General features: G+C 63.8%; 28 protein-coding genes and 1 tRNA gene. 17 read left to right on the forward strand and 12 right to left on the reverse strand.

Annotation, left to right across the window (positions count from 1 at the left end):
* Nucleotides 1-9 precede the first annotated feature (9 nt).
* The 7 genes from ACPWT1_RS07730 to ACPWT1_RS07760 all read left to right on the forward strand — a co-directional run bounded on the left by ACPWT1_RS07730 (nucleotide 10) and on the right by ACPWT1_RS07760 (nucleotide 4,335).
* Complete coding sequence (locus tag ACPWT1_RS07730; RefSeq protein ID WP_427914793.1) at nucleotides 10-1,425, forward strand: cytochrome b; 1,416 nt, start codon at nucleotides 10-12, stop codon at nucleotides 1,423-1,425.
* A 17-nt stretch (nucleotides 1,426-1,442) separates the two neighbouring features.
* Nucleotides 1,443-2,207: a cytochrome c1 gene (locus ACPWT1_RS07735; protein WP_427914794.1), complete on the forward strand. Its 765-nt coding sequence runs from the start codon at nucleotides 1,443-1,445 to the stop codon at nucleotides 2,205-2,207.
* 86 nt (nucleotides 2,208-2,293) lie between these two features.
* Entirely contained in the window at nucleotides 2,294-2,905 is a 612-nt protein-coding gene (locus ACPWT1_RS07740) for a glutathione S-transferase N-terminal domain-containing protein (protein ID WP_027100926.1), read from the forward strand.
* Between the two features lie 30 nt (nucleotides 2,906-2,935).
* Nucleotides 2,936-3,439: a ClpXP protease specificity-enhancing factor gene (locus ACPWT1_RS07745; protein ID WP_427914795.1), complete on the forward strand. Its 504-nt coding sequence runs from the start codon at nucleotides 2,936-2,938 to the stop codon at nucleotides 3,437-3,439.
* A gap of 33 nt (nucleotides 3,440-3,472) precedes the next feature.
* Nucleotides 3,473-3,547: transfer RNA gene (locus ACPWT1_RS07750), tRNA-Thr, on the forward strand.
* Between the two features lie 282 nt (nucleotides 3,548-3,829).
* A complete protein-coding gene (locus ACPWT1_RS07755) occupies nucleotides 3,830-4,003 on the forward strand; it encodes a helix-turn-helix transcriptional regulator (protein WP_427914796.1) in 174 nt (57 codons plus the stop codon).
* A 32-nt stretch (nucleotides 4,004-4,035) separates the two neighbouring features.
* The gene (locus ACPWT1_RS07760; RefSeq protein WP_427914797.1) at nucleotides 4,036-4,335 is read left to right on the forward strand and encodes a hypothetical protein; all 300 of its coding nucleotides are present in this window, start codon (nucleotides 4,036-4,038) and stop codon (nucleotides 4,333-4,335) included.
* A gap of 566 nt (nucleotides 4,336-4,901) precedes the next feature.
* Here the strand turns inward: ACPWT1_RS07760 and ACPWT1_RS07765 are convergent.
* Nucleotides 4,902-6,017: a hypothetical protein gene (locus ACPWT1_RS07765; RefSeq protein WP_427914798.1), complete on the reverse strand. Its 1,116-nt coding sequence runs from the start codon at nucleotides 6,015-6,017 to the stop codon at nucleotides 4,902-4,904.
* A gap of 258 nt (nucleotides 6,018-6,275) precedes the next feature.
* On the opposite strand from ACPWT1_RS07765, the gene ACPWT1_RS07770 reads away from it, so the two are divergent.
* Both ACPWT1_RS07770 and ACPWT1_RS07775 read left to right on the forward strand, forming a co-directional pair.
* On the forward strand, nucleotides 6,276-7,805 hold the full coding sequence (locus tag ACPWT1_RS07770) for a KAP family P-loop NTPase fold protein (RefSeq protein WP_427914799.1): 1,530 nt from the start codon (nucleotides 6,276-6,278) through the stop codon (nucleotides 7,803-7,805).
* A gap of 68 nt (nucleotides 7,806-7,873) precedes the next feature.
* On the forward strand, nucleotides 7,874-8,005 hold the full coding sequence (locus tag ACPWT1_RS07775) for a DUF3606 domain-containing protein (protein ID WP_427914800.1): 132 nt from the start codon (nucleotides 7,874-7,876) through the stop codon (nucleotides 8,003-8,005).
* A gap of 22 nt (nucleotides 8,006-8,027) precedes the next feature.
* On the opposite strand, the gene ACPWT1_RS07780 is transcribed toward ACPWT1_RS07775, so the two are convergent.
* From ACPWT1_RS07780 to ACPWT1_RS07790, 3 genes are all read right to left on the reverse strand, one after another.
* Nucleotides 8,028-8,408, reverse strand: a complete 381-nt coding sequence (locus ACPWT1_RS07780) for a hypothetical protein (RefSeq protein WP_427914801.1) — start codon at nucleotides 8,406-8,408, stop codon at nucleotides 8,028-8,030.
* 857 nt (nucleotides 8,409-9,265) lie between these two features.
* Nucleotides 9,266-11,773 carry a S8 family peptidase gene (locus ACPWT1_RS07785; RefSeq protein WP_427914802.1) on the reverse strand — a complete coding sequence of 836 codons (2,508 nt, stop codon included), beginning with the start codon at nucleotides 11,771-11,773 and terminating at the stop codon, nucleotides 9,266-9,268.
* A 9-nt stretch (nucleotides 11,774-11,782) separates the two neighbouring features.
* A complete protein-coding gene (locus tag ACPWT1_RS07790) occupies nucleotides 11,783-12,778 on the reverse strand; it encodes an AAA family ATPase (protein WP_427914803.1) in 996 nt (331 codons plus the stop codon).
* A 1,266-nt stretch (nucleotides 12,779-14,044) separates the two neighbouring features.
* Between ACPWT1_RS07790 and ACPWT1_RS07795 the strand changes: the two genes are divergently transcribed.
* Nucleotides 14,045-14,395 (forward strand): hypothetical protein, encoded by a 351-nt coding sequence (locus tag ACPWT1_RS07795; RefSeq protein WP_427914804.1) that lies wholly within the window; start codon nucleotides 14,045-14,047, stop codon nucleotides 14,393-14,395.
* A 315-nt stretch (nucleotides 14,396-14,710) separates the two neighbouring features.
* On the opposite strand, the gene ACPWT1_RS07800 is transcribed toward ACPWT1_RS07795, so the two are convergent.
* From ACPWT1_RS07800 to ACPWT1_RS07830, 7 genes are all read right to left on the reverse strand, one after another.
* Entirely contained in the window at nucleotides 14,711-14,836 is a 126-nt protein-coding gene (locus ACPWT1_RS07800) for a hypothetical protein (RefSeq protein WP_427914805.1), read from the reverse strand.
* A 321-nt stretch (nucleotides 14,837-15,157) separates the two neighbouring features.
* The gene (locus tag ACPWT1_RS07805) at nucleotides 15,158-17,017 is read right to left on the reverse strand and encodes an FAD-binding protein (RefSeq protein ID WP_427914806.1); all 1,860 of its coding nucleotides are present in this window, start codon (nucleotides 17,015-17,017) and stop codon (nucleotides 15,158-15,160) included.
* On the reverse strand, nucleotides 17,007-18,293 hold the full coding sequence (locus ACPWT1_RS07810; RefSeq protein ID WP_427914807.1) for an alpha/beta hydrolase: 1,287 nt from the start codon (nucleotides 18,291-18,293) through the stop codon (nucleotides 17,007-17,009). The genes ACPWT1_RS07805 and ACPWT1_RS07810 overlap by 11 nt, the downstream gene beginning before the upstream one ends.
* A 60-nt stretch (nucleotides 18,294-18,353) precedes the next feature.
* Entirely contained in the window at nucleotides 18,354-18,695 is a 342-nt protein-coding gene (locus ACPWT1_RS07815) for a hypothetical protein (protein WP_427914808.1), read from the reverse strand.
* A 21-nt stretch (nucleotides 18,696-18,716) separates the two neighbouring features.
* Nucleotides 18,717-19,220: a hypothetical protein gene (locus ACPWT1_RS07820; RefSeq protein WP_427914809.1), complete on the reverse strand. Its 504-nt coding sequence runs from the start codon at nucleotides 19,218-19,220 to the stop codon at nucleotides 18,717-18,719.
* 83 nt (nucleotides 19,221-19,303) lie between these two features.
* Nucleotides 19,304-20,563, reverse strand: coding sequence for an RNA polymerase sigma factor (locus ACPWT1_RS07825; protein WP_427915522.1), 1,260 nt, complete (start codon nucleotides 20,561-20,563; stop codon nucleotides 19,304-19,306).
* On the reverse strand, nucleotides 20,560-20,916 hold the full coding sequence (locus ACPWT1_RS07830; RefSeq protein ID WP_427915523.1) for a YciI family protein: 357 nt from the start codon (nucleotides 20,914-20,916) through the stop codon (nucleotides 20,560-20,562). The genes ACPWT1_RS07825 and ACPWT1_RS07830 overlap by 4 nt, the downstream gene beginning before the upstream one ends.
* Before the next feature lie 144 nt (nucleotides 20,917-21,060).
* Between ACPWT1_RS07830 and ACPWT1_RS07835 the strand changes: the two genes are divergently transcribed.
* From ACPWT1_RS07835 to ACPWT1_RS07845, 3 genes are read left to right on the forward strand one after another with little or no spacing between them, the layout of a single operon-like run.
* Nucleotides 21,061-21,396 carry an ArsR/SmtB family transcription factor gene (locus ACPWT1_RS07835; RefSeq protein WP_427914810.1) on the forward strand — a complete coding sequence of 112 codons (336 nt, stop codon included), beginning with the start codon at nucleotides 21,061-21,063 and terminating at the stop codon, nucleotides 21,394-21,396.
* Nucleotides 21,393-22,190 (forward strand): SRPBCC domain-containing protein, encoded by a 798-nt coding sequence (locus tag ACPWT1_RS07840; RefSeq protein ID WP_427914811.1) that lies wholly within the window; start codon nucleotides 21,393-21,395, stop codon nucleotides 22,188-22,190. Before ACPWT1_RS07835 ends, ACPWT1_RS07840 begins: the two co-directional genes overlap by 4 nt.
* Nucleotides 22,187-22,657, forward strand: a complete 471-nt coding sequence (locus ACPWT1_RS07845) for an LIC_13387 family protein (RefSeq protein WP_427914812.1) — start codon at nucleotides 22,187-22,189, stop codon at nucleotides 22,655-22,657. Before ACPWT1_RS07840 ends, ACPWT1_RS07845 begins: the two co-directional genes overlap by 4 nt.
* Here the strand turns inward: ACPWT1_RS07845 and ACPWT1_RS07850 are convergent.
* Nucleotides 22,636-22,992: a cupin domain-containing protein gene (locus tag ACPWT1_RS07850; RefSeq protein ID WP_427914813.1), complete on the reverse strand. Its 357-nt coding sequence runs from the start codon at nucleotides 22,990-22,992 to the stop codon at nucleotides 22,636-22,638. The genes ACPWT1_RS07845 and ACPWT1_RS07850 overlap by 22 nt on opposite strands.
* A gap of 399 nt (nucleotides 22,993-23,391) precedes the next feature.
* Between ACPWT1_RS07850 and ACPWT1_RS07855 the strand changes: the two genes are divergently transcribed.
* The 4 genes from ACPWT1_RS07855 to ACPWT1_RS07870 are packed head-to-tail and all read left to right on the forward strand — an operon-like array spanning nucleotide 23,392 to nucleotide 25,416.
* On the forward strand, nucleotides 23,392-23,727 hold the full coding sequence (locus ACPWT1_RS07855) for an ArsR/SmtB family transcription factor (RefSeq protein ID WP_427914814.1): 336 nt from the start codon (nucleotides 23,392-23,394) through the stop codon (nucleotides 23,725-23,727).
* Complete coding sequence (locus tag ACPWT1_RS07860; RefSeq protein ID WP_427914815.1) at nucleotides 23,720-24,178, forward strand: SRPBCC family protein; 459 nt, start codon at nucleotides 23,720-23,722, stop codon at nucleotides 24,176-24,178. Before ACPWT1_RS07855 ends, ACPWT1_RS07860 begins: the two co-directional genes overlap by 8 nt.
* A 21-nt stretch (nucleotides 24,179-24,199) precedes the next feature.
* Nucleotides 24,200-24,658 carry an SRPBCC family protein gene (locus tag ACPWT1_RS07865; RefSeq protein WP_427914816.1) on the forward strand — a complete coding sequence of 153 codons (459 nt, stop codon included), beginning with the start codon at nucleotides 24,200-24,202 and terminating at the stop codon, nucleotides 24,656-24,658.
* Nucleotides 24,655-25,416 (forward strand): alpha/beta fold hydrolase, encoded by a 762-nt coding sequence (locus tag ACPWT1_RS07870; RefSeq protein WP_427914817.1) that lies wholly within the window; start codon nucleotides 24,655-24,657, stop codon nucleotides 25,414-25,416. Before ACPWT1_RS07865 ends, ACPWT1_RS07870 begins: the two co-directional genes overlap by 4 nt.
* The last annotated feature ends 105 nt before the right edge of the window (nucleotides 25,417-25,521 follow it).

Below are 25,521 nucleotides of genomic sequence, written 5' to 3' on the forward strand. Positions count from 1 at the left end.
GAGGCAACCATGGCTGCTGAATTCAAGGAAGTCTCCCCGAACGCCACCGCCGGCGAGAAGCTGGGCAACTGGTTCAACAACCGCTTCCCGACCTTCGGGGAGCAGATGCGCTACCACGTCACCGAGTACTACGCGCCCAAGAACTTCAACTTCTGGTACTTCTTCGGCTCGCTGGCGCTGCTGGTGCTGGTGATCCAGATCGTCACCGGCATCTTCCTGGTGATGAACTACAAGCCGGATGCCAGCCTGGCGTTCGCCTCGGTCGAATACATCATGCGCGACGTGCCGTGGGGCTGGCTGGTGCGCTACATGCATTCGACCGGCGCCTCGGCCTTCTTCATCGTCGTGTACCTCCACATGTTCAAGGGCCTGATCTACGGCAGCTACCGCAAGCCGCGCGAGCTGGTGTGGCTGTTCGGCTGCGCGATCTTCCTGACCCTGATGGCCGAGGCCTTCATGGGCTACCTGCTGCCCTGGGGCCAGATGTCCTACTGGGGTGCGCAGGTGATCGTGAACCTGTTCTCCGCGATCCCCTTCATCGGCCCGGACCTGGCGCTGCTGATTCGCGGCGACTACGTCGTGAGCGATGCCACGCTGAACCGCTTCTTCAGCTTCCACGTGATCGCCGTGCCGCTGGTCCTGCTGGGCCTGGTGGTCGCGCACCTGCTGGCGCTGCACGACGTCGGCTCCAACAACCCGGACGGCGTGGAGATCAAGGGCCCGAAGGCGCCGCGCGACGCGAAGGGCCATCCGCTCGACGGCATCCCGTTCCACCCGTACTACACGGTGCACGACCTGCTGGGCGTGTCGGTGTTCCTGATGGTGTTCTCCGCCATCATCTTCTTCGCGCCCGAGGCCGGCGGCTACTTCCTGGAGTACAACAACTTCATCCCGGCCGACCCGCTGAAGACGCCTTCGCACATCGCGCCGGTGTGGTACTTCACTCCGTTCTACTCGATGCTGCGCGCCATCACCACCGAGATGATGTACGCGCTGATCGCCTGCGTGGTGGTCGCGGGCCTGTACGGTGTCCTGAAGTCGCGCCTGTCGGTGGTCGGCAAGGGCATCGTCGCCGTCGGTGCCGTGCTGCTCGTCGCGCTGATGCTGTCCATCGATCCCAAGTTCTGGGGCGTGATGGTGATGGGCGGCGCCGTGGTCATCCTGTTCTTCCTGCCCTGGCTGGATGCGAGCCCCGTGCGCTCCATCCGCTACCGGCCGGGCTGGCACAAGTGGGTGTACGGCGCGTTCGTCGTGGTCTTCCTGGTGCTGGGCTACCTGGGCGTCCAACCGCCTTCGCCGACCGGCGAGCGCATCTCGCAGCTGGGCACGTTGTTCTACTTCGGCTTCTTCCTCCTGATGCCGTGGTGGAGCCGCGCAGGCACGTTCAAGGCCGTGCCCGATCGCATCACCTTCGCCGCGCACTGAGCCGAGGCCGAACGACAATGAAAAAGCTTCTCCTCTCCCTGGCGTTCACGATGGCGGCGCTGGTCGCGCCGCTCGCGTCCCACGCCGCCGAAGACAGCTTCCACTGGGACAAGGCGCCGAACCTCACCAACGACCTGCCGGCGCTGCAGGACGGCGCGCGCACGTTCGTCAACTACTGCCTCAGCTGCCACTCCGCGGCCTTCATGCGGTTCAACCGCCTGAAGGAGATCGGCCTGACCGAGCAGCAGATCAAGGACAACCTGCTGTTCACCAGCGAGAAGGTGGGCGACACGATGAAGTCGGCCATCGACCCCAAGCAGGCCAAGGACTGGTTCGGCGCCAACCCGCCCGACCTGACGCTCATCGCGCGTTCGCGCTCGGGCCATGGCGGCACCGGCCCGGACTACCTGTACACCTTCCTGCGCACCTTCTACCGCGACCCGGCCAAGCCCACGGGCTGGAACAATCTGGCGTTCCCGAACGTCGGCATGCCGCATGCCCTGTGGCAGCTGCAGGGCGAGCGCGAGCCGGTGTTCGCCACCAAGGAAGAGCACGGGCACGAGGTCAAGGTGTTCCAGGGCTGGAAGCAGATCACGCCCGGCACGCAGACCACTGTGCAGTTCGACCAGACCGTCGCACACCTGGTGGCCTACCTGCAGTGGATGGGCGAGCCGGAGCAGAACTCGCGCGTGCGCGTGGGTGTCTGGGTGCTGCTGTTCCTGCTGGCATTCACGGTGATCGCCTGGCGCCTGAATGCCGCGTTCTGGAAGGACGTCCGCTGACGGCGGCCTTCGCTGTTTCTTTTCCGGAGGACACGGTCAGGCTGCCGGCCTGACCGTGTTTTCACTTTGACAAGGAGCCATTGATCATGATGGTGCTGTATTCGGGAACCACCTGCCCGTTCTCCCACCGCTGCCGCTTCGTCCTGTTCGAGAAGGGCATGGACTTCGAGATCCGCGACGTGGATCTGTACAACAAGCCGGAAGACATCAACGTGATGAACCCGTACGGCCAGGTGCCCATCCTCGTCGAGCGGGATCTCATCCTGTATGAGTCGAACATCATCAACGAGTACATCGACGAGCGCTTCCCGCATCCCCAGCTGATGCCCGGCGACCCGGTCGACCGCGCGCGCGTGCGGCTGTTCCTGCTCAACTTCGAGAAGGAACTGTTCGTGCACGTGAGCACGCTGGAGTCGCGTGCCTCCAAGGGCAACGAGAAGGCGCTGGAGAAGGCGCGCTCGCACATCCGCGACCGCCTGACGCAGCTGGCCCCCGTGTTCCTGAAGAACAAGTACATGCTGGGCGAAAACTTCTCGATGCTCGACGTTGCCATCGCGCCGCTGTTGTGGCGCATGGACTACTATGGGATCGAGCTCTCCAAGAACGCGGCGCCCCTGCTGAAGTACGCCGAGCGCATCTTCTCGCGCCCGGCCTACATCGAGGCACTGACGCCGTCGGAAAAGGTGATGCGCAAGTAAGCTCGGGTCCGAGCGGAGCAGCCAAGCACGATGAATGCCCTGGAATCCACGTCCACGCGCCCGTACCTGATCCGGGCGCTGTACGACTGGTGCACGGACAACGGCCTGACGCCGTATGTTGCCGTGCAGGTGGACGACACCGTCCAGGTGCCGCGCGAGTACGTGAAGAACGGCGAGATCGTCCTGAACATCAGCTTTGACGCGACGAGCTCGCTCAAGCTGGGCAACGAGTTCATCGAGTTCAAGGCCCGCTTCGCCGGCACGGCACGCGAGATCATGGTGCCGGTCAACCGTGTCATTGCCATTTACGCGCGCGAAAACGGCCAGGGCATGGCGTTCCCCGTTCCGGCGACGTCCGCAGGCGCCGACGAGGGCGCTCGCGGGGCGTCGCTGGCCAGCGTCCCGCCTGCGGGCCTGGCTGGCGAGGCGGACCCCAAGGTCGTCCAGCTGGTCACCCCGGAGGCGCCGCCCCCGGGGACCGAACCGCCGAAGCCGCCTTCCGGCCCCCGGCCTGCGCTCAAGCGCGTGAAATAGGCGCGGCCGAGGCGGCCTAGAATTTCCGCACCCGCCGATTTAGCTCAGTGGTAGAGCAACCGCCTTGTAAGCGGTAGGTCGTCCGTTCAATCCGGACAATCGGCACCACCCCTCTTCAGGCTCTGCACTAGCGGTTCTTGTCACTGCTGTTTAGAAAACGCAAGCGCGACAAGCGCTTACGTCGCTCTTGCAGCCGGCTCCATGCCGTCTGCAGGGCACAGTATGGCCCAAAGACCTTCGAAGTCGTTGTGCCATTTGTGGTCAGGTCGGGGCAATGCATGCGGTCGCGGACCAAATTTTGACCAAATCTCCTGGGCGCCCGGTCGGTTTGAGTGTCTGCAGTAGCGCTTGCTATGTGGTCGCATGGCTAAGAAACCTGCAACCCAAGAGATGGTCCTGATCACCGTCGCGGACGCCTGTCTGCTTCTGAAGATCAGCCGACGAACCCTGTACCGGATGATCCGTTCGGAGGTGCTCCCGCAACCGCGCCGCATGGATCGCTTCCGCCAGGCGTACTTCGACTACGGGGAGTTCCAGGTTGCCTGTCGTCAGGCGCTCGCCTGAGCTCTTCGAGCAACTTCACGAAGAGAGCCACCATGAAACGCGTGATCGACGGACGCACGTACAACCCGGACACTGCCGAGCTCATCGTTACCCGATACCTGAGTGAGATCAACAAGTTCGACTGGGAAGAGACGGGCTTGTATCGGGCACGCAGCGGCAAGCTATTTGTGGCCGGCGAAGGCGGGCCGCGGTCTCAGTGGCGCGAGCACGATGAGCTCGACAACAGTACCAGCGGCGGGGACGGGCTGCGAGTTGTCAGCCGAGAGGAGGCGGCTGAGTTCATGCTGAGTGCTGGCTGTTCGCGCGAGGAGATCAAGCGCGCGCTCCTGTGATCGCCGGCGAGCGTGTAAATGCGTCGTAGCGAGCTGGCGGCGTGCGCATGCGTGCAGCGTCGGTCGTGGCGCTCGCCGTCCGTCGCAGCCATCGAGGGGACCTGCGGATTCATAGTGCGGCGCTCCACGCTTGCCGGTGGTGCGGAGAGGGCCACTGTCAAAAGCCTCGCCCGATCTAGCTCTCCGCGTGGCGACTCGACCGTCCGCCAGTCTGTCCGCCTCGAAGAGATCAGAACGAGTCATTCCAGGGGAATGCAAGCAATGGAGGCCCCGCCTCGGCACGCGAATGCCCATCTTGTAAGCGATAGGTCGTCAGTTCGATCCCGACACTCGGCATCAATTCCGGAAGCGGCTCTCTATGAGAGCGGTTACCAACTTGGATACCATCGCGCTCTCTTGAGGGTTCGACAGCCTAGGTGACCGCCGAATCGCGAAGGGCTCATCGAAGCGCGACTGGGTGAAGATCAAGCGTCCTGGGTGGGACGAAGGTCGGGAGTGGCGTAGCTAGATTGAGCAGGGACTGCTGGCAGGCGGAGGATGCGTTCCGTCCTGCCTTATACCCCCTGTCAGCCGCGGCGACGCGCGTACGGGTTGTCGTAGGGTGGCGGCGCTGCTGGCTCAGATCGCCGCGAGGGCTGGTACGGAGTCGGCGCCGCGGGGAACATCTGCGCCTTCTGCGCGAGCCTGCGGTCAGCCTGTGTGGTCTCGTACTTCTCTGCCGCAGCTTGCAGCGCCGCGGCCACCTTATCCGCGTAGCGCTGAGGCACGAACCAGAGCCCTCGATGCTCCTGTCTGGCGTTCGGTGCCAAGCACCTGATGGTCTCTGCCACACTGTCGGCCACGCGCGGTGCGGCGTATTCGATCGGCGTCGATGCCAGCCGGCCAAGCGGCAGGTCCGGGACGTCAATGCGGATAACACCGTCCTGCGGCTCCACGGTCACGCGCACGATCGCGCTCCAGCCTGCGACCTTGAACCCGTACGTGGCGGGACCAGGCAGAGGTGGCAGAGGCCCGCTTGGCTCTTCAGCCTGCGGTGCCAGCTCCTGCGGCGGCGCGTATTCCTCGTCGCTCAGCCCCGCAGATGCGCGTACCGGTGCAGGCGGCAGAGGCCACAGCCAGCGCTTGTTGTCCACTTCATCAATCACCGCGGCGCGCACTCGGTCAACGTTGAACCCGTAGCGCTGCATACGGCTCAGGTCGATTTCCAGCGCGGGCAGCCGCAGCCTTTTGAACTCCTGACGCTTGGCGCGGTCGGCCGCGTGGGTAACGTAGACCTCCAGCGCCACCTCGATGCGGCGGTCGGCTACTTGCACGATCAAGTCCGGCCGCACCGCTCCGCGCGCGACCTCCTGCTCGATCCCCAAGGGGTGGGCGTCGAGGCGTCCTCGCTGCCTACTCTCAGGGAAGCCAAGGTGCTCGCAGATGCTTGCGTGGAGCGGCACGGCCAGGCCGCCCGCTTGCGCGACCAGCTGCTTGGCATACAGGTGTAGGTGGGTCTCCCAGGCCCAGTCGTGCTCGTTCCCGGAGGTGTGCGCGAAGTGGTGCTCGCGCACTTCACCCTTGCGAGCGATCAGGCGCTCGCCGCAGTCAAGGCACATGCAACCGTATGCGAGCCCGCTGCGCACATCAGAGACGTGGCGGACTTCCCCACTTGCGTGGCGAGCGAAAACGAGCTTTGCCATGGGGGCAGTCTACTGTCGACCCATCAAGGGTCGTGCCAACGTGCCGCCACCCCAAAGCCCCTACATTGGCCCACAGCAGCGCGCGATGAGCTGTGAGCAGTGTTGCCCACGCGAGCCCCTTTGCCTGGCTGTCATTCATGGAGGTATCGTGCCTGCCGCGGTGAAGCTCCACCTCCGCTCCTCGGAGGGGCCGCTCGAATTGGTGAGCCCAGGTGGGATGACCCGGGCAAAGTTCCAGACGGAGCGCTGGGCGCGCATGTGCTCGAATGCATCACATATGAATCGGGAACGAAATTGACTTCCGCAACTGACATCTGGGTCGACGATGCTCTAAGCCGGTCTGAGTACGCCAAGCACTGGACCGACTACCTGATTAAACGATCGGAGCGTGCTCCAGGTAGCATCACCGTGGCACTCGACGCCAGCTGGGGTGCCGGCAAATCGTTCTTCATCGAGCGCTGGTCCGAGATGCTCAAGACTGAGTACCCGGTTGTCACCTTCGACGCGTGGAAGAACGACCAGGTCGAAGACCCAATCATTGCGTTCATGTCGGAGCTCACCGGCTCCATCCAGACGCTGAAGACTGCGAGCGGGATATCGCCGCCGCTGCAGGACAAACTGTCTCAAACCAGCAAGCGGCTGGTATCCAGTATCGGCAAGGCAGTGGTTCCAACCTTCAAAGTGGTCGGGAAGCAAGCGCTCAAGAAGCTTAGTGGGATCGATCTTAACGAGCTCGCGGATGTCATCGATGATCCGTCCTCGCTCGGAGACCTCCTAGAGGACTCGCAAGCTACGCGGCAGGAGATCAACCAAGCCATGGAGGTGTTCTTCGCCCAAACGCTCACCGCATATCGGCAGCGCGCGGGTGCAATCTCCGAAGTACAAGCCGCACTCCGCGAGCTAGTGGAACTGCTCGGATCGAGTGACAAATTGCGAGCGCCCTTGTTCGTCTTCATTGACGAATTGGACAGGTGCCGGCCGAGCTTCGCAGTTCGGCTGCTGGAAGAGATCAAGCACATCTTCGGCGTGAACGGCGTGGTTTTCATTCTCGCGGTGAACAGCGTCCAGCTCGCAAAGTCCGTGGGGGCTTTGTACGGTGCCGGCTTCGATGGCCACGGCTACCTGCAGCGCTTCTTCGACGTGCAACTGATGCTGCCGCGACCAAGTCTAGATAAGTACCTGGAAGTCTTGCAGAAGCGGCTCGGCGTAATTCCGGAGGCGAACATCTTCTGGGCAGGAATCGAAAACTACGGACCTTCCGGCGCTCTCAGACTGGCGTTCACGAGGATCGCCGACGCTTTCAGCCTGACGCTCCGGCAGCAGGAGAACGTGTACTCAGCTGCTTTGATCGCTGCGGAATTCGTTGGCCGCCCTGTCCATACTTACTGGCTCTTTTTCCTTGCCGCTCTGAAGTACCGAGATCCAGAGCTGTTCGCTGAATACGAAAAGGAGCCGATGAAGGGCATGCCGTTGGATAAGCTACCAGTGACGCAGAGCGTCGCAAAGATTTCGGTCACTTATGGTCAAACCCGGGCCGAGATCCGCTTGGTGGACTTGATCAGCGAGTACTCGATAGCGTGTCAGCTGACTATTCGAGAGCTTGGTAGTGTGGTCCGAGAGCTGGAGAAACGCCCTGCCGACCAATTCACTGGAGGTCTCATCGCCAAGCTGCTCATCTCTGAGGCCGCATTCGACATTCGGCCCACCACAACGGACGGCAGAAACGATCCGCCCGTTCCGTATCGACGCTACATCGCCGCTGTCTCATGCTGCGGATCGGCTCCCTGACTCGTCAAGAGCCTCTAAGCTGAGGGAAGCTTCAGCCATCGCGCGCAGATCCTCAATCTCTAGCGTAGATGGCCTGCCGTCAAGAGCACGGGGTGCGCTACGAGGCCAAGATGACAGGCAAGCCCAAGGCCGCGGTGAAGGAAGCCGTGAAGCGCGAGGGCAACTCGCGCACGAAGGTCGAGAAGGCACTCTCGAAGTAAAGGCGCAGGTCTCGCCTGATTCTCAGGGGCCTGGTTTGGGGCCCTTCCGAACGGGAGCGGCGGGGCCATCTAGCTCCTGCGCCCGAGCCTGAAGTTGCTGTGGCTCGGTGATGCCCAGTGCGAGAACCTCGAGCAGGCTCTTTGGGGACACGCGCAGATGCTGCGCCCATGCGATCAAGTAATCGGCAAACTTGAATGCATGGCTCGGATTGAAGGGGAGGTTCAGAACATGGGCGTCAAAGTCCGCCAATATGGCCTCGAGCGCCTTCACGTTCTTGCGGAAGTAGGGGATGGTCGCGTCGGCCTCGCCGAGTGGTGGTCCTGCTTCAGCATTCGCAAGCTGCACCCTGAATTGGCTTAGCCAGTCTTCGAGCTTCGCTCGCTCTGGGGGAGGATGTTCCATGTGCGCTCCGTCAGGTGACTTGCAGACTCAATCCGGCATCAAGCGGCAGTATCGCTGGGCCAGGTGCATCGATTGACGACGGGCTGGCGCCACTGTTTCTACCCGGCCGCTGTGGGGTTAGCGCTGGCACACGTTCGGGGCGACGTAGAAAGGCAGCACGCGTCCATCTGAGCACCTCGAGAGTGTGCACAGCATCGTCTGACATGGCATTCCAGCCATCCACTTGATCCTGCGTGGACCCGTCGGGTGAGGCCGTCCGAAAACGGCCCCGAGGATCGCATGCCTTCGTGTTCCCACCGAGGTCCACGTACGAACGAGAGATTTTTAAATCCGCCTGTCGTGTCTCGTTCAAGTAGCGGAGGCAGTGTCCCCAAGCCGCGCCCACGCTACCGCAGGCGGACAGGTGGCGGAAGCCTGCGCTAGTTTGCACGAAGCCCCTCCGAGGAGGCACTTGGGCGGACACAGCCTCCGCCGAGCAGATGTCGTCCGCCACGTGGATGCGCGCGACCCGGTGTGGATTGCGCAGGAGAAAGTGCGGCGGAAGCTGCTGCCGAACTGTCGAGGCCGAGGGGATGCACGACGCCACCAGGAAGCGGCTCCCGGACGGAGCTCTGCTTGACGGGCGGCCTAGACCGCCCTAGGGGCTCCGGCTGGCCACACCACCGCAAGTAGAGACTAAGCGGCGGGGGAGTTTGGTCGGGCGTCGCCGTCCTCAAGCAAGCTATTGAAAGCAACGGACCAGTCCAGCAGCTACTCGCTTTCGCGTCAACTGTGGCCCAATAAACCTGCCGGATGCAGCCGTACCGAATCGCTGCCTCGGGAACGTTCTGCTGCACCGCAACTGGCCATTTGGCAACTCAGGCCTGAATCTCGACCGCGAGAGGAACTCCAATCTGTTGCGCGACCGTTGCGTACAGGTCCTGTTCGACTTCAGGTGCCTCGATCGACACGAGGAGCGCATAGCGAGCTGCGCGCTCAAAGCGCCCATGGCTAGGACGGTTGCGCCACCACCCCATTGCCGGGAACACAGCCAATTGCCCTCTGTTGGCTAGTTGAGCTGCCGTGCCGGTCCAGCTGTCGCTGATGATTGAACCACGGGCGCGAGTGCGCTCCCCGACCGTCCAGCCCGCGTCGGTGCCGCCGGCGTTGCCTGGCAAGCCCTGTTCTTCCGCAGTCGCCTGCGCGTTGATCCGGCCACGGAACGCCTGCTCGGTTTCCAGTGGGCGCCTAACCGCAAATCGAAGTGCATGAGATTGGTAGGCGTACTTGTCGATTCCGCCCCGCTCTCCAGGATTTGGCTCGATGAAGTAGGACAAGGTGACCCGAAGCGTCACCTGTGCCTCGCCCAAGGCCTGAAGCTGTTCTACCGGCCAGGGGAGGGCATGCAGATGCATATCTCGGGTGCGGATAGCAGATCCCATCTTGTGATAGGGCTGCAGTTCGTCCTGGACGATCATGGTCAGCGAGTTGCCTGCGCTGTACAGGATCCGCTCGAGGTTCGGCACGCCGTACCCACAGTGCCTAAGTAGCTGGCGCATGTTTGCTTGGCTTCGGACCCCTTGCGGAACGTATGTGTCCAGCATTTGCTGTGACCAGCGGGCTGAATGCACCATCAGAGCACGAACCGTCTCTGGCCAGAATGTGGGGTACGCGGCCTGGATCCGCGCCGCCATTCCGGCTGCAAGCGCAGTTGCGGCACTCGTTGCCCAGCTCAGCGCAAAGAGGCGCAGGTGCGGCTCATGGCTGGTTGTGAGCAGCGACAGGCTGTCCATCTGGCTAGTAAAGCCCGTGGCGTCAATGGCCGCATTTCCTCCCTCCATGACGATGTCCGGCTTGAAGGGCCAGCTTGCTTGCCACGTTGCGGACGTTGTCGTGTAAGGGCTCAGTCCGCCGGCACTCGCAATTGGGCTGTACTGATGTCCATAAGGTTCGGAGATGGTGGTGAGCTCTGAATACGCTCCAACGGTCAGCGCGTTCCACGCTTGCCCGGGATCGTGAATCAGATTCGTCGAAAGGCTGGCTGGGTAGTCTCCCCAGGCGTTGGAATCCTGGGTATTGCCGGCACAGAGCACGAACAGCCTTGGCGCCTCGCCTTGGCCTTCGTAGTCGCACGCCAGCCGGTCGATCTCTGCGGACCAAGACGAGGGGCGCCCACGGTCACGTCCATCGGTGGATGACACGGCCATCGCAAAGACGCGTCGACGGTCTGATGCGGTGATCTCGACGCGTGCGACAGCTTCCGCAGTGATTGCTCCGTGCGATTTCCCCTCGTTGTCACCGGGACCTCGCAGAACCTTGACGGATTCGAGTCGGTGGGGCACGGTTACGGCGCCTTCATCTGCGAGCGCGGGTGTCAGGTCGCCCAATAGTGCCAAACCGGCCAACTCCGTGCCGTGACCGTTTTCGTCGTCGAGTCCCCATGCGGGCTCCACGCTATGACGGTCGGCGTTGTCGACCAGGCCCGCGAACAATGGATGCCCATGGTTAACGCCGGTGTCTAGTAGCGTCACGTATGAGTTTCCGGCGTGCTGCGGGGACAGCCGCTCTTGGAGACTCTCGCCCCACTCTGCCTGTTCGTTCAGCGGCAATGCGGCAAAGAACTCCGCTGTAGTCTTGGCCCGCCGCAGCTCGGCGATCATGTTGAGGACCAGCGCCGACTGCAACAACCGCCCCTTGCTGCCGTGCATCTGGACCACCGAGCGCTCAGGAAAGTGAAGCACCCGGTCGGCCACTAGCAATCCCGCAAGCTCGCACACCTTGCGGAAGTCCGCAATCACCTGGAGGCGGGTCTCGCCTCCAGGTAGCCATGCCTCCCACCAAATCGCCTGCGCGTCGTTGGCAGGCAGCGCCTCGGCGGCGTCGGTCCACAGGGAATCGAACGTGGCAACGCGTACCTGTCTGATCGCATCAATCAGCCGGCGGTTGTCCAGGGGTGCGCCATTGACGTTCGTGCGGTGTTCCGCGTACGCGGTGATCAGGTTCTCGAAATGAACGAGCTTGCCGTCAGGAACAAACACTGTCGCGAGCACTTGATCGCCATGCTCACGCACGTTCATCAGCTCGATGCCCTGCCTATCGCGTGCCAGGCTCTCGGCTGCAAGTTCGACACCCTGCTGGCTCTCGAACTCGATTTGGATGCCGATTGCAGTTTGTACGTCCGCCGCCTGCTGGTCTGCGATGCGTTGCTGTTGAACGGCTGCTACCTGGGCGAACTGCGCACGGAGGTTCTGTGAATGCTGCTCACGCGCTTGTTCAGGCACTTCGGGTCTATCGCCTCCGCCGGCGCCCTTTGCGGTGTATCCCTCAGTCGATCGCGTGTCGTTGGGAAGGAGGTGCGGGCGCCGCTGCTGATCCTGGGTGGTCATGCAGGAGGATCAGTCCCTAGTCCCAGCGGTCCGCCGGCGCACTGCCTGCCGTTGGTGCAGAAGGCTGTGCAAGTCTTCGGCAGCGATGGTGTCTTGGTCGTGCATGACAGCGTCCTTCACCGCGTCATCGATTGCGCGTGCGATCTCGGCATGGCTCAAACCAGTGGCATCCTTCGCAAGCTCGGCCAAGTCCTTCTTCGACTTGATGTATCCGGAAAGGCGCATACGGAGCAGCGCCTGAATCTCTGGGGCCGACGGCACGTGGTACTCGATGACATCGTCGAATCGCCGAAACAAAGCTTCGTCGAGGATGCCGGGATGATTCGTGGCGGCCACAATCATGCTATTCGAGTCGTCCTGCTCGATCATCAGCAAAAAGCTGTTCAGGATTCGCCGGACCTCGCCCACATCGTTGGCCATTCCACGTTGACTGCCGATCGCGTCGAACTCGTCGAAGAAGTACACCCCGCGGGTGGACGAGACGGCATCGAAGACTTGCCGCAGCTTCGCCGCCGTTTCACCCATGAACTTCGTGATGAGCGCATCCAAGCGCACCACGAACAGCGGGATGCCGAGTTCTCCGGCGAGGGCCGAGGCTGTCATCGTCTTTCCGGTGCCCGAGGGCCCCACCAGCAGCAGCTTTCGGCGGGGGTGCAGCCCGTGAGAGCGGAGCTTGGACAGGTGCCTCTGCTCCTTGAGCACACGTTGAAGGCTCCGTAGCAACGGCTCCGCTAGGACCATGTCGCCAAGCCGTCTCGACGGATAGGACACATTGAGCAACCCGGCCAGCTCACCCTTTGGACGGGCAATGGGGACAGGGCCCTCTGCGCCGACGGACCGGCGCCCCTTCGCAGCGTCGATCAGTTCACGGAGCTCCTCCGCCAGCCGACCATGCCCTTGCTTGGCTTCATGAGCGGCCATCTGCATGGCCACAGAGTAGAACTGGCGATCATCCCCCTCTGCGTGCGAGCGCAGCAAAGCCTTGAGCTGATCGCTGGTTGCCATGATGAGTTCGATTGTCTCTCAAAACCGTCGAGTCAATGTGGGCAGTTGATCAACCGACCCACTTCTGTGGCCTGCGACGTTCGAATACTGACAGAGCTTCCTGCAGTATTGGGCGCGGTGAAACGCCGGAAAGCGTCGGACATCAACGCACTCTAGGCGCAGGCGAAGTGACAAGCCCGGCCAGAGCGCCCCGTTTCGCAGCGCGCAGGGCCCGTCAGCAGGCAAGCGGGAGTCAAGGCACGGGCTTTGGAAGGGCGTAGTGGCGTCGTACTCGGATCGGCGTCAAGTCTTAGCCTGCAATTTCTAGAGTCGTCCAGACTGATGACGGCTTCTCCTATGTAGCGTGTTTACAGGTGAAAGCTGGTGACGTAACGGGGATGCCGCATGGGCGACGGCGGGTCCCACGGCTCATCCGTGGTCTGGAGACGCACCATGGAGAAGCTTTTCGCCATAACGAGCGTGCGGACGCGGATACTTGCTCGATTGACGTGAAGCCCGTCGGTCTAGGGTAATTGAATGAAGCCAATCAACGCGCCGAGGCATCGTGGCTGGTGACCAGCGCGTCGGCGACCCTGAGCCAGGGTTGGGACAGCAATGACTCTCCACCTGGTTCTAACGAATCGAGATGGCACCGTACACGTGGGCGATCGGAAGCTCACCACCAGTGGCGGCCGGCAATTCGACGATGCTTCAAATAAGATCGTCATATTCCGCGCTCGGGACGCGATGGTGAGTATCGGGTTCACTGGGATCGCTTATCTCAACGGGGTGCCTACCGATGAGTGGATCGCCCGGCGGCTCGTCCCAGAGGCCTACTCAGATGGCACGTCGGCGAGTGCCGTGGGAAGCATCAACACCGGGTCGGGGTCAGCGCCGGTTGTCACGTTTCTTCTCGGTCCCAGGAAAGGGGTGCAGTCGTACTGGCCAAACTTGCCTTTGGCTTTGATACGCCTGCAATCGGCCCTCAATGAATGGATGCAGTCAGCGCGTCGGGAGGATCGAGAACAACCACTGACCGTTATCGCGACCGGCGTGCGTCTTGTCTGGGAGAGTCGCCGCAAGGCGAAGATGCACCCATGTGCTGCGCAAGTTTCTAAAGACTTCGGAGATCCGCATTTCACGTTCGAGTGGGCTCGTCCTCGCGAGTTTTACTCTGGGGGCGGGCAAGGCTTTAAGCTCTTCTCGTATCCGGCCGGGGTCTTCGGTAGAGAAGACCGCGCAGCGTTGATGAATCGGCTAAGAGCATCACAACGACCAGGAGAACCTATGAACTGCGACGTCGTCGAGCGTGTGTTTGTCGACACAATCCACGATGTAGCGCAGCGCACGCCTTACGTCGGCGATGCGTGTGTGAGCGTGGCGCGGTTGGGTATCGAGCTGCGCACGCGCTATTTTGAGCGCGACCAGGTGACAGGTGGGCTCGAACAGCCGATGAACCGAGGGTTCACCCCTGTGATGCTGATGCCAAATCTTCGCAAGCCTGCTGGGGAGACTACTGGAGGATGGAGGCTTCCGACGGGCCTCGGCTCTGAGTTGCGCGAAGACGTACTGAGTGAGAACGGGCGGAAAATGAGTGAACTCACTCTCCGCGCACAGCCTCGCAAGACTTGGCCCTGAAGGATGCTAGTGGGCCGGCGCCTTTCGGCTCCCATGTGACTGCGGAGTTCCTGCTATGCCTTGTCCCAATCCCGAGTGCTTCAATCTCGACAGCACGGGAAGGTGTTCCTATCGGACCGCTAGTCATGGCACGTTCGGCGTGAGCAGGTAACTCGTCACTGCTTGAGACGCCAGGAAGCCGTTGGTGAGGGAGTCATGATCGGGGGAGTTGTCCCAGACGAGACGTTGCCTGATTGATGGGGAACCTCGGGACTGCGGGCAGCGGCCTTCGGCCGGGCGGTTCGCCCGATGCGGTCGAGGGAGGAGACCGGGGCCTTAGGCGACGCCCGGCAGACCTGCCGGATAGGAGATGCCGGCCCCGCAGAAGAAGACCACGCGATCCTCCTCCTGCGCCTGCAGCAGCGCATCGGGAATGTCAGGACCGTTGGGAATGAACTGCACTACGCGCCCCTGCGCTCTTCGTTGAACTCGGCGCCACTACTCATTCATGGCGTCTACGATGATGCCAGAGCTAGCTGGGCGCCTGCCAAGTATCGGCGTTGCCCGCGCTGCTGGCCTCCTGTGAAGAGACCGGCGGACTTGGCGGCGGACTAGCCGCGACGCGGTCCGTGGCCAGCGCTTCTAGTCCCGATTGGCAGAGACTAAGTCCGCCAAACTGACCCTCGGATTGCGAGTCCGCGGGTCGGACGTCCGCTTCCGGCCAGGAGCGGACGTCGTCGCGGCAATTGGATTAGGCCCGGCTTCTGATTGACCACCTGAGGCTCAGGTCGACCGTGTGAACCCGTCCGGACTCCAGCCTTCGCTGCCCACGCCGTGGTGCACGAAGAACAACCCCTGCGGGTCGTACCGGTTCTTCACTGCGAGCAGGCGCTCGTAGTTGGTACCCCAGAACGACTGCTGCCACCCGGGCTCGAAGTAGTTGCTCTCGGAGACATAGGAGCCCGATTGGGGCGCGACCTTGCGCAGTTCGCCCATCGCGGCGGCAACCTGTCCGGTCTCGCGGCGGGCCAGCTCGACGTCGGGCGCGTGCCCAGCGACTCCAGGATAGGCCGGCTGCTCGCCGGCGCCGCAGATCACCAGAGCGAAGGCATCCAGCACCGCCGGATTCATGGCCGTGTCGCGTGCCGCCGCCAGCACCTCGTAGGGTGCACCGGCCAATCCCTTGTTGAAGTGCAGCGACACGCCCCAGTGGCGCGTAGCCGCGAACAGGGCGTCGCACAGCGCCGGGCGTCGGGCGTCCTGCAGCAGCGCTGCGGGCAACCACGCCGATTGGTAGCCATGCAGAAACTGGCCAGCCTGGCCCTGGTCGCCCGGCCAGAACACGTTGCCTTCGGCAGCGCCTTCGCGGTCGTCGCGGCGGATGAACCCCAGTGCCCGCTTCATCAGCGTCGGCGCCCAGAACGTGCGGGCCGACGTCGACACGATCTTCAGCGGTGCAAAGTCGACCGAGAAGTCCTGCGGAGCGCGCGCCAATGCATCGAGAAAAGGTTGCCACGTGTCCACGGCCTGTGCGCGTCGCAGTCCCTGGAACACCATCGAGACACTCATCACATTGTCGGCGAGCAGGCGGACCTGTTCTCCCCAATGCGGGTTCATCAGCGAGCGCGCATAGAAATCAAGGACGAGGCCGATCAGGCGCCGAAACGCCTCCGGGGATGAGGCGCGCACCTTGAAATTGACCGCGCCGAAGGTCTCGGGCAGCTCGCGCACGCGCAGCGTCAGGCGCGTGACCACGCCCAGGCTGCCGCCGCCACCGCCCTTGAGACCCCAGAACAGGTCAGGGTGGGTGCACGCGTTGGCAATGCGGGTCACGCCATCGGCTGTGACGAGCTCCGCCTCCAGCAAGCCCGCCGCTGCCAGGCCAAATGCCTTGGAGAAGCTGCCGAAGCCCCCGCTTTGCACCAGGCCGGCGACACCGACTGTCATGCAGCCGCCGCCCTGCACATAGCCGCCGCCGCGCGTGGTGACGGCGTCGTATGCATGCGCCCACAGTGCACCCGCACCCAGGCTGACGGCGCGCACCGGCGCCACCTTGCCTGCGCAGCCCTGCGGCACAAAGGCGTCGTGCAGCGTGGTGTCGCGCATCGAGCGCGTCCACACCAGCAGCGAATCGGGGGCGTTGGAGGTGCCCTGGTAGCTGTGCCCGCCGCCCTTGACCACCAGCCGCAAACGGTGCTCGCGCGCGAAGTCGACGGCGGCGGCCACGTCGGCCGTGGAACGCGCCATCACCGCGTACGCGCTGGGCGCGGAGGTCCAGGCGTCAACCCAGCCGAGCGTCTGTGTCAGCGCCACCTCGTCGCCCAGGAAGTACGGGTTCTTCACCTGCCGGAACAGGGCTGCGCAAGCGGCGCCGGTCGGCGCGGCCACGCAATCAGGCCAGGGCGATCTGACCTTCACCAGGGTCCCGGCAAGTCGTGTCCCCAGTAGCTGCCACGTGCTGTCGCTGGGCCAGCCGGCATCGCCGGGGCGAACGCGGGTGAACACCGGCGCATCGGTGCGCGCGGCGCCCAGCATCGGCGTCGTGACCCAGATGGCTAAAGGTGCCGCTGTCGCTTGCAGGAACCGTCGGCGTCCCGCCGGCGTGCTCGAGCGCGCTAGGGCCGATCGCTTGTCAGCGTGCATGGGAATCGATAACGCGGCCTAGCCACGACACCATGTTGCGCGGGTACTGGGCTGCGTAGCGCCCGGTCGCCATGGAGTTGTTGGCCGCGGCGCCTGGGCCCTGCACCAGTTGGTGGCCGGCCCCTTCCAGCAGTTCGACCTTCGCGGCTGTGTTGCCGGACTCGCGGAAGTAGGCGCGGTAGAGCGCGGCGCTCCGCGGGCCTTCGACGTCGATGTCCATGTCGCCCAGCATCACCAGGACCGGGCAAGCGATTTTCTTCAGGTCTTCGCGAGGGTCGAAGAACAGCTGGTGCCGGAATCCCTCCTTCACGGCAGCGGGAAGCGGAAAGGCTTGCACCGGCGGCAGCTGTGTGTACCGTAGCCACGGCTCACCCTGGACGTCGGCGAGCTTCTTGCGGGCCGCGGCCCAGTCGGCCTCGGCGTCGGTGTGAAGGGCCGCGAACAGGCTTCGCATGACGTCCGTGGCCCGGCCGGCGGCCACCGCACCGGCGTTGCGCTCGACCGCGGTGCGGGTCTCGAAGATCACGTTGTCTTCCACGCTCTGGCTGTCTCCGCTCTTGATCACGACGAACGCCGCGTCCTTGAAGCGTGCGGCCGCCGCAGGCGCGGCCCAGCCCCCGTTGCTGAATCCGAAGAAACCAACTTGCGCGATCTTCGCTTCGGACTGCAGCAGTTGCGCGGCCTGCACCATATCGGCGGCAATCCGCTCGATGCCGTCGCTGCGCCAGTTGCCCTCGGACGCGCCGGTGCCGCGCTGGTCGAACGACAAGACGGCCAGTCCAGCCTCGGCAAGCTGTGGAATGAGGACGCCCATCTGGCGAGTCTCGTCGTCGGCCCCGTGGGCGAGCACGACGCCTGCGCGCGGTGCGAAGCCGTGCGCGGTCCAGATCGAGCCGGCGATCGAGCGGCCATCCGACGCCCGGAAGGTCGTCGGCCGTTCGTCCAGCTTGACGGACAGTCGTGCAGTCGCTTTCGCGGAGCAGTCCGAGTACTCGACCCGATCGTCATCGACGACGACGAAGCGATGGGCACACGGGTCCGTGTCCGCGAATCGGGACGGCGCTTCCTTGCGGGCCCGGCCGACCAATCCGTCGCTGAAGGTGAACTGCAGGGTCGCGCCATTTTCGTCGACCAGGGGCGCCAGGTAGAGCCGCCGTCCATCCTCGAACGTATAGATCCCGCTCGGACCGGCGGTGTGGTCGACGTCCACCTTCGCTCCGGCGGCAGCGGTAAGCGTGACCACGGCCAGTGCCCACAAGACCAGACTGTTCTTCAAATTCCTCTCCTTGTTGTTGTGTCACCAAACCTACATCGTCGCCGGCAGGGGCGCCCGCCTTCAGCCAACGAAGGCGCGCGCCTCGGCCGCCAACTGTCGCCAATGGCCGCGCCCGGCCTTCACGACGAGCCATTGCTTCATCGCGCGGCCGTGCCCCGTGTCGAACGCACCTCCCATTCCGTTGCCAATCAGCTCGAGCACTCGCGCTGCCGGGAGCTTGACCACGAACTCTCCCTTCGATGACAGCAGGGCAAAGATCCGGCCCTTCACCTTGAGCGTGTTCCGGTCTCCGAATCTGCTTCCGGAGCCGGGCGCGCTGACGTCCTGGTCGCCGGCAAAGGCGTCGACGACGTCTTGGAACGCCGCGGTCGTCTCCGGTGCCACCATCTTTCCTTCAGCCATCGTTCGTCCTCCGTTCTGAATTCACTGACCGCAGCTGCCTCGCACGGGCGGCACGCCGGCTCGTCGTTCCCGGTCGCTCGCAATCAGGTGCCAGCTCGCCCCGTCCGTCGAGAACTCCTTGCGGAAGTCGATGCAATCCGGCCCCCGCCAGGCGTTGAGGATCCGGAAGTAGGTCCGCGTGCCGTCACTGTCCACCACTTCCCAGGGGAATGTCAGCGTCTCCCCTTGCGCGGTCAGAGGTCCTGATTGGAGGACCTTTCCGTCAAGACCGAGCAGGACGCTGGAATGCCTGCCGCCGGCTTGCGCGAACGAATAGACCGTCAGCGTCGGCGGTGCATCGTTGAACCGCTGCCGGCACGTGTAGAACTCGCGCACCGGCGTGCACCAGTTGTCGATCGTCCATCGTTGTGTCCCTGCCTTGCTCCACGCGGAATCAACCGACTGGATGTCGGCCTCCCAGGTGCCTTGGTAGCGGGCAACCAGTTCGCGGGCGTGGTCGGCGTCCGCCGCGGCGGCAGTCGCCACGGCGCAAGCGAGCGCTATCGCAGGAATGGACGGTATGCGCCAAGTGGTTGCTGCCGAGGCTGGATCGGCGTGCCGATGAAGGTTCATGACGCTCCCGTGGTCGTCGTTCGGCCGCACTTGAGCTTCCCCGCCCGCTGCAGCAGGAAGTCGCGCACGGCCGGGTCCTGTTCGAGACCTATAGCGCGCTGGTAGGCCTGCATTGCCTCGCGCGCCTCGCCGCAGCGTGCCAGGAGATCGGCACGCGCCGCCCAATAGGGCTGGTAGTCGCCCAGTCGCTTGTCGCCCGCGACCTCCTCGAGCGCCCGCAATCCTGTCCGCGCGTCGGTCGCGTTCGCCAGCGCAACGGCGCGATTGATGGCGGTGACCGGCGACTGCGTCATGCCCAGCAAGCCGTCATATAGCCGGACGATGCCGGCCCAATCGGTGGGATGCCCCCGGCGCCGGGCGGCATGTGCCGACTGGATGGCCGCCTCCAGTTGGTAGCGGCCCGGACGCCCCGCTGTGCTGGCTTGGCGCAGCAGCGCTTCGGCCTCGTCGATCATGGCGTCGTCCCAACTCGCCATGCTCTGCTCGGCCAGTTGCACGTAGCGGCCGCCAGCATCCCGGCGGGCATGCCGGCGCGCGTGCGTGTGCAGCAGCAGGGACAGCAGGCCCAGCGCCTCCGGTTCCGCAGGGAGCAGGGCGACGGTCAGGCGCGCGAGCCAGAGCGCCTCGTCGGACAAGTTGCGTCTGTGCGGGTCCGTCCCGCCGGCGTCGATCCATCCTTCCGTGTAGGCGGCGTAGATGGCCGCGAGCACGGCATCCAGCCGGTCGGGCATTTCGCGAGGTGCAGGTTCCTCCAAGGGGATGCCCGCGTGCCGGATCTTGGCCTTCGCGCGCACGAGCCGCTGCGACATCGCCGCAGGCGCGACCAGGAAGGCGGACCCGATCGCCGCCGCGTCGAACCCGAGGACGACTTGCAGCATCAGCGGCGCGCGCACCGCGGGATCGATGCCCGGATGCGCGCATGCGAAGAGCAGCCCGAGCCGCCGGTCAGGCAGCCACCCTTCCTCCGATTCGTCGATGTCCGAGAGGATCGAGAGCTGCGCAGCCGCTGCCTCGTCGTGCAAACGCATGCGCACCGCATCGACCATGCGCCGGCGGGCGACGGTCAGGAGCCATCCTTCCGGCGCATGCGGCACGCCGCGCGCGGGCCACTCAGCCAGCGCGCTGGCGAAGGCTTCGGCCAGCGCGTCTTCGGCGCCGGCGACGTCTCGCGTGCGCGCCGCCAGGATAGCCACCAGCTTGCCGTAGCTGCGCCGTGCCACCTGCTCGGCGGCAACCGCGGCTTCTTGCGCTGTCAGGCCTCGCCCCTCCGCCAGACCGGACGCACTTCCATCGCGCCGTGGCTTGCCGCCGGGCAGCGCGCCGCCCACGTCAATGCGACGTCCAGGTCCGGCACGTCGATGAGGAAGTATCCACCGAGCTCCTCGCGCGTTTCGGCGAACGGACCGTTGTGAACTTCGGTCTTGCCTTCGCGCAGGCGCACGGTGGTAGCGCTGGACGCCGGTCGCAGGCGGTTCGAGCCGCGCAGCACCTGCGCCTTGCCGAGTGCCTCCGTGTACGCCATGTAGGCGGCGAAAGTCTGGTCCCGCTCCGCAGCGGACAGGGCGGCGATCGTCGCCGGGTTCGTGTGGATCAACAGCAGATATTCCAAGACATGCTCCTTTGAAATCGATGGGGCACGGCGCGCCATCTCTCCAATGTCGCGCGGGCAGTTTCCATTTCGACATCCCCTGTCCGGAACCATCGGCTTGCGTTTGACAAGGTGCCTGGACGGAGGCGATGATAGGGTAACCATATGGTTACGCAAGCAGGTCTCAGGTCATCCGATGAACGCGACGTTTTCAAGGCGATCGCGGATCCGACCCGCCGCGCGTTGCTCGACCAGTTGCGCTCAGGTCCGCGCTCGGTCACGGCGCTGGCATCTTCGTTTCCCCACAGCCGGCCGGCGATCTCCAAGCATCTGAAGGTGCTCAGCACGGCCGGGCTGCTCACCGAGCGCATGGTCGGACGCGAACACATCTTCGAGTTGCACCCGACCGCATTGCGCGAGGTCGACGGTTGGCTCGACCAATACCGCGTGTTCTGGGGCGCAAGCCTTTCCAATCTCAAACGTCACCTGGAGAAGAAATGAAGTCGAAGCAACAGGCTCGCGCATTGGCGGACGTGTCCACGGGCATCATCCTTGCCGAAGTGGAGATTGCCGCTCCGCCGGAACGTGTATTTACCGCTCTGACCAGCCAGGAAGTAACGGCTTGGTGGGGTGACGCCGGCACTTACAGAACCACCGACTGGATTGCCGATTTGCGCGTGGGCGGCCGATGGAAGGCAAGCGGTGTCGGTGCGGACGGCCGCGCGTTCGCCGTCGAAGGCGAGTACCTGGTCATCGAGCCACCTCGCAGGATCGTGCAGACCTGGCGTCCCGACTGGGTCGGCGGTCAACCCACCACACTGACCTATTCGTTGGCGCCGGCCGAGACCGGCACATTGCTGACCGTGAGGCACGAAGGATTCAATGGTGACCAGGCCGAATCCTGCCGGTCGCATGCGGGCGGCTGGGAGAAGGTCCTCGGGTGGTTGCAGGCCTGGCTGTCCGCGGCTCCGGCGCCGGCACCAGAGTTAAGGCGCTACCTGCTGCGCCTGGTGCCGCCCCGAAAGAACTTCGCCAGCGACGCGACGGCCCGGGAACGCGAAGTCATGGCGCGGCACGCCGCCTATTGGGGCGAACACCTGCGTGCCGGTCGGGTGGTGATGTTCGGCCCGGTCCTCGATCCTGCGGGCCCATGGGGAATGGCGGCGCTGGAGGTCAAGGACGAGAACGAGCTGAATGCACTCAAGGATGCCGACCCCGCCCTGGCGGGCATCCCTGGGATGCGTTGGGAAGTGCTTCCGTTCTTGCGCGCCGTCGTGCGGCCCTTCGCTTCATGACCGCAGCCCGACTATTCAAGGCCGTAGCGGCCCTGTATGTGATCTTCGCACTCGGGCACACGGCAGGATTCCTGCTCTTCGTTGCGCCGACAGCTCAGGCCCGAGCAGCCTTCGAGGCCATGCGCGTCGCCACCTTCCAGGTCGGCCCGCAGACATTTAGCTACGCCGGCTTCTATCGGGGCTTCGGGCTAACCGTCACTTTCCTGTTGCTCCTGTGCGCCGCGCTTGCATGGATCCTGGCGGGGATCGTAGACCGCGGTGAGAGTTCGGCCAAGCCCCTTACCTGGAGCCTGGCGCTGGTCCAGTGCGCCGTTCTCGTCACGAGTCTGACCTATTTCGGCCTGCCGCCGATCGTCCTCTCGGTCGCCATCCTCCTGCTCATCGCGGCCGCTGGAACTCGCATCTCTGGGCACGATCTGGAGGACGCCCGGCGCAAAACAGGACCTCAGAGTTCCCAGTCCCAGTAGTCGAGGCCGGTGCCGCGCCGTTCGATGACTTCGAACGGCGCCGTCGTTTCGAGGCTGCCCTCTGCAAGAAACTTCCTTGAGTCTGGATATTCGCAAATCTTGGGCGTTTCCATCGTACTGATGGACAAGTACTTCAACGGCACATCTGAGGAGTTGATGATTTGGTGCGGGTACTCGGGCCCAGGCGGGATGAAGACGACGTCACCAGATTTCAGGGGAAGCATTTCACCAGCCACGCGCAGCGAGCCGCGACCTTCCAGGACTACGAACATCTGCTCCTGCGCGTGGTGAAGGTGGTACGGATACCCGCGCTTGCCCGGGTCAAGAATGTTCACCGACGCACCGAGCTTGGCGCAGCCGTGCCCAGCGCCACCCGAGCCCGGACCCCAGTGTAGTTAGGCTCCCTCGAGAACCGGGTCAGCACTGTCTCATCGATATTTCGGATGAGAGCGGCGGCCAAGGTGGTTGCACCATTAGTCATCAGACAGAGGTTCAGGCGAGCCGTTGTTCACACGCGATTGGAGTTCCCGTTCGCGGCGCTGCTCAAGATTCTAGATCTCCGACAGGAATACGTGCAGGCGCGCGAGAGCCGCTGGTAGACCGCACGCGCCGACCACCACGCATGCCGCGTGGACACGTGACTGCGATCAGTCAGCACTTTTTTTTCGCACTTGACAGGCAAGTATTTGCTTGCCTATCATTTATGCAAGTCAAGACTTGCCTATTGGTGCTGCGTGGCGAAACCCCCTCCCGACGACGATCTTCTGTTCAAGGCATTGGCCGATCCCAGCCGTCGCAAGCTGCTGGACCAGCTTCATGCAGTTGACGGCCAGTCGCTTGGCCAGTTGTGCGAACACCTGCACATGAGCCGGCAAGGCGTAACGCAGCACCTCGAAATGCTGGAGGCGGCCAACCTCGTCGCCACCATGCGCAGCGGTCGCGAAAAGCTGCACTTTCTCAACCCGGTGCCCCTGCAGGAGATTTACGAACGCTGGATCGCCAAATTCGAGAAACCGCGCCTGAAAGCGCTCTCACATCTGAAACGCAAACTGGAGAAAAGCAATGACTAGGTCGACCTTCGTCTATGTAACGTACATCCGCACTACATCCGAGCGCCTCTGGTCCGCATTGACGGAAGACGCTGAATTCATGAAGCAGTACTGGTTTGGCGTCCGTTGCGAAAGCTCCTGGAAGCCGGGCTCGCCCTGGCGAATGCTCTACCCGGACGGACGCGTGATCGACTCCGGCGAGATCGTTGAGGCCGATCCGCCGCGGCGACTGGTGATCCGCTGGCAGAACCAGATGAACCCCGAGTTCAAGGCGGAAGGAAACTCCTTCTGCACCATGGAACTACAACCCGTGGACAAGGCGGTGAAGTTGTCCATTACACATTCGATCGAGCGCGAGGCGTCCAAGCTCATCGGAGCAACCGCGTTCTTCTGGCCGCAGATCCTGTGCAACCTGAAGTCCCTTGTGGAGACCGGCTCCGTCGTGCTGACCGAGCCCTTCGCGGACAACTGAATCAAAAGCTGGAGAAATCCCATGGCCAAATCGACCTTTGTCTACGCCACCTACATCCGCACCACGCCGCAGAAGTTGTGGTCGGCACTGACCGCGCCGGAGTTCATGAAGAAGTACTGGTTCGGAATGCACTGCGAAAGCGACTACACCCCGGGGTCCTCGTGGAAGCTGGTGAACGACCGCGGCGAGGTGTGGGATGCCGGCGAGATCGTCGAAGCGGACCCGCCCCGGCGACTGGTGATCCGCTGGGAACACCAGATGCGTCCTGAACTGAAGGCCGAAGGGGCATCGCTGTGCACCATGGAGCTGGTTCCCGCCGGGCAGGCGGTGAGGCTCACGATCACCCACAGTGTCGAGCGCGAGGGATCGAAGCTGGTCGAAGCCGTGTCAGGGGGCTGTCCGAAGATCCTGTCCAACCTGAAGTCACTGCTGGAGACAGGCACCGTCGCCTTCGAAGAACCGTCCCGGAACACGCAATGACCATCGCCCGCAAGTTCTTCGCCGTGCTGGTGGCGTTGCTGATTGCAACGAGCCCCGCGGCACAATCGGCGCCACATGAACTGCCCGTCAGCATCGTCCTCGTGCACGGGGTTCTCATCGACGGATCTAGCTGGCGCGGCGTGTACGACGTGCTCACTAGGCGCGGCTTCCGCGTCTCCGTGGTGCAGCAACCGCTCACGGGCTTCAACGACGACGTGGCCGCCACGAAGCGCGTAATCGACCAGCAGGACGGTCCGGTCGTTCTCGTCGGTCATAGCTATGGCGGCGCAATCATCACGGTGGCGGGGACCGACCCCAAGGTGAAGGCGCTTGTCTATGTAGCGGGGCTGCAGCCCGACGTGGGCGAGACTGCCGGGGAGGTCGCCCCACCAAAACCTCCTGCAGACAAGCACCTGGTCCCGAGCAAGGATGGCTTCGTTTTCGTCGACCCAGCGCACTTCGCTCAGGACGTTGCGGCCGACCTGCCCAAAGCGCGAACCGACTTCATGGCGCACGCGCAGATGCCGGTGGCCGCCTCGGCGTTCGCGGTGAAGATGCCGGCCGCCGCATGGCACGACAAGCCTAGCTACGCCGTGATCGCCACGCAGGACCACGCGCTGGACATCGAGCGTGCGAAATGGATGGCGCATCGCGCCGGCTCGAAGGTCACGTTCGTCAACGCGAGCCACGCCGTGCTCGTCTCGCAGCCGCGCGCAGTCGCCAAAGTCATTGAAACTGCGGCGCTTTCCGTCCCGTAGTTTCCTCCGGACAGCGCACCGCCAGGCCTGCCCGGTGAGGACAGACCTCTCAGCGCGAACTCTGGTGGATGACGCAACCGAACCTATCGACCATCTGGCTTGGCT

This window comes from Ramlibacter sp. MMS24-I3-19 (genome assembly GCF_050320135.1).
GTDB lineage: Bacteria > Pseudomonadota > Gammaproteobacteria > Burkholderiales > Burkholderiaceae_C > Ramlibacter.

What these genes read in the sequence shown, in the direction of transcription:
- ACPWT1_RS07730 (WP_427914793.1), top strand. Translation starts at nt 10, where the DNA reads ATGGCTGCTGAATTCAAGGAAGTCTCCCCGAACGCCACCGCCGGCGAG.
- ACPWT1_RS07735 (WP_427914794.1), top strand. Translation starts at nt 1,443, where the DNA reads ATGAAAAAGCTTCTCCTCTCCCTGGCGTTCACGATGGCGGCGCTGGTC.
- ACPWT1_RS07740 (WP_027100926.1), top strand. Translation starts at nt 2,294, where the DNA reads ATGATGGTGCTGTATTCGGGAACCACCTGCCCGTTCTCCCACCGCTGC.
- ACPWT1_RS07745 (WP_427914795.1), top strand. Translation starts at nt 2,936, where the DNA reads ATGAATGCCCTGGAATCCACGTCCACGCGCCCGTACCTGATCCGGGCG.
- ACPWT1_RS07755 (WP_427914796.1), top strand. Translation starts at nt 3,830, where the DNA reads ATGGTCCTGATCACCGTCGCGGACGCCTGTCTGCTTCTGAAGATCAGC.
- ACPWT1_RS07760 (WP_427914797.1), top strand. Translation starts at nt 4,036, where the DNA reads ATGAAACGCGTGATCGACGGACGCACGTACAACCCGGACACTGCCGAG.
- ACPWT1_RS07765 (WP_427914798.1), bottom strand. Translation starts at nt 6,017, where the DNA reads ATGGCAAAGCTCGTTTTCGCTCGCCACGCAAGTGGGGAAGTCCGCCAC.
- ACPWT1_RS07775 (WP_427914800.1), top strand. Translation starts at nt 7,874, where the DNA reads ATGGCCTGCCGTCAAGAGCACGGGGTGCGCTACGAGGCCAAGATGACA.
- ACPWT1_RS07780 (WP_427914801.1), bottom strand. Translation starts at nt 8,408, where the DNA reads ATGGAACATCCTCCCCCAGAGCGAGCGAAGCTCGAAGACTGGCTAAGC.
- ACPWT1_RS07785 (WP_427914802.1), bottom strand. Translation starts at nt 11,773, where the DNA reads ATGACCACCCAGGATCAGCAGCGGCGCCCGCACCTCCTTCCCAACGAC.
- ACPWT1_RS07790 (WP_427914803.1), bottom strand. Translation starts at nt 12,778, where the DNA reads ATGGCAACCAGCGATCAGCTCAAGGCTTTGCTGCGCTCGCACGCAGAG.
- ACPWT1_RS07795 (WP_427914804.1), top strand. Translation starts at nt 14,045, where the DNA reads ATGAACTGCGACGTCGTCGAGCGTGTGTTTGTCGACACAATCCACGAT.
- ACPWT1_RS07805 (WP_427914806.1), bottom strand. Translation starts at nt 17,017, where the DNA reads ATGCACGCTGACAAGCGATCGGCCCTAGCGCGCTCGAGCACGCCGGCG.
- ACPWT1_RS07815 (WP_427914808.1), bottom strand. Translation starts at nt 18,695, where the DNA reads ATGGCTGAAGGAAAGATGGTGGCACCGGAGACGACCGCGGCGTTCCAA.
- ACPWT1_RS07835 (WP_427914810.1), top strand. Translation starts at nt 21,061, where the DNA reads ATGGTTACGCAAGCAGGTCTCAGGTCATCCGATGAACGCGACGTTTTC.
- ACPWT1_RS07840 (WP_427914811.1), top strand. Translation starts at nt 21,393, where the DNA reads ATGAAGTCGAAGCAACAGGCTCGCGCATTGGCGGACGTGTCCACGGGC.
- ACPWT1_RS07845 (WP_427914812.1), top strand. Translation starts at nt 22,187, where the DNA reads ATGACCGCAGCCCGACTATTCAAGGCCGTAGCGGCCCTGTATGTGATC.
- ACPWT1_RS07860 (WP_427914815.1), top strand. Translation starts at nt 23,720, where the DNA reads ATGACTAGGTCGACCTTCGTCTATGTAACGTACATCCGCACTACATCC.
- ACPWT1_RS07865 (WP_427914816.1), top strand. Translation starts at nt 24,200, where the DNA reads ATGGCCAAATCGACCTTTGTCTACGCCACCTACATCCGCACCACGCCG.
- ACPWT1_RS07870 (WP_427914817.1), top strand. Translation starts at nt 24,655, where the DNA reads ATGACCATCGCCCGCAAGTTCTTCGCCGTGCTGGTGGCGTTGCTGATT.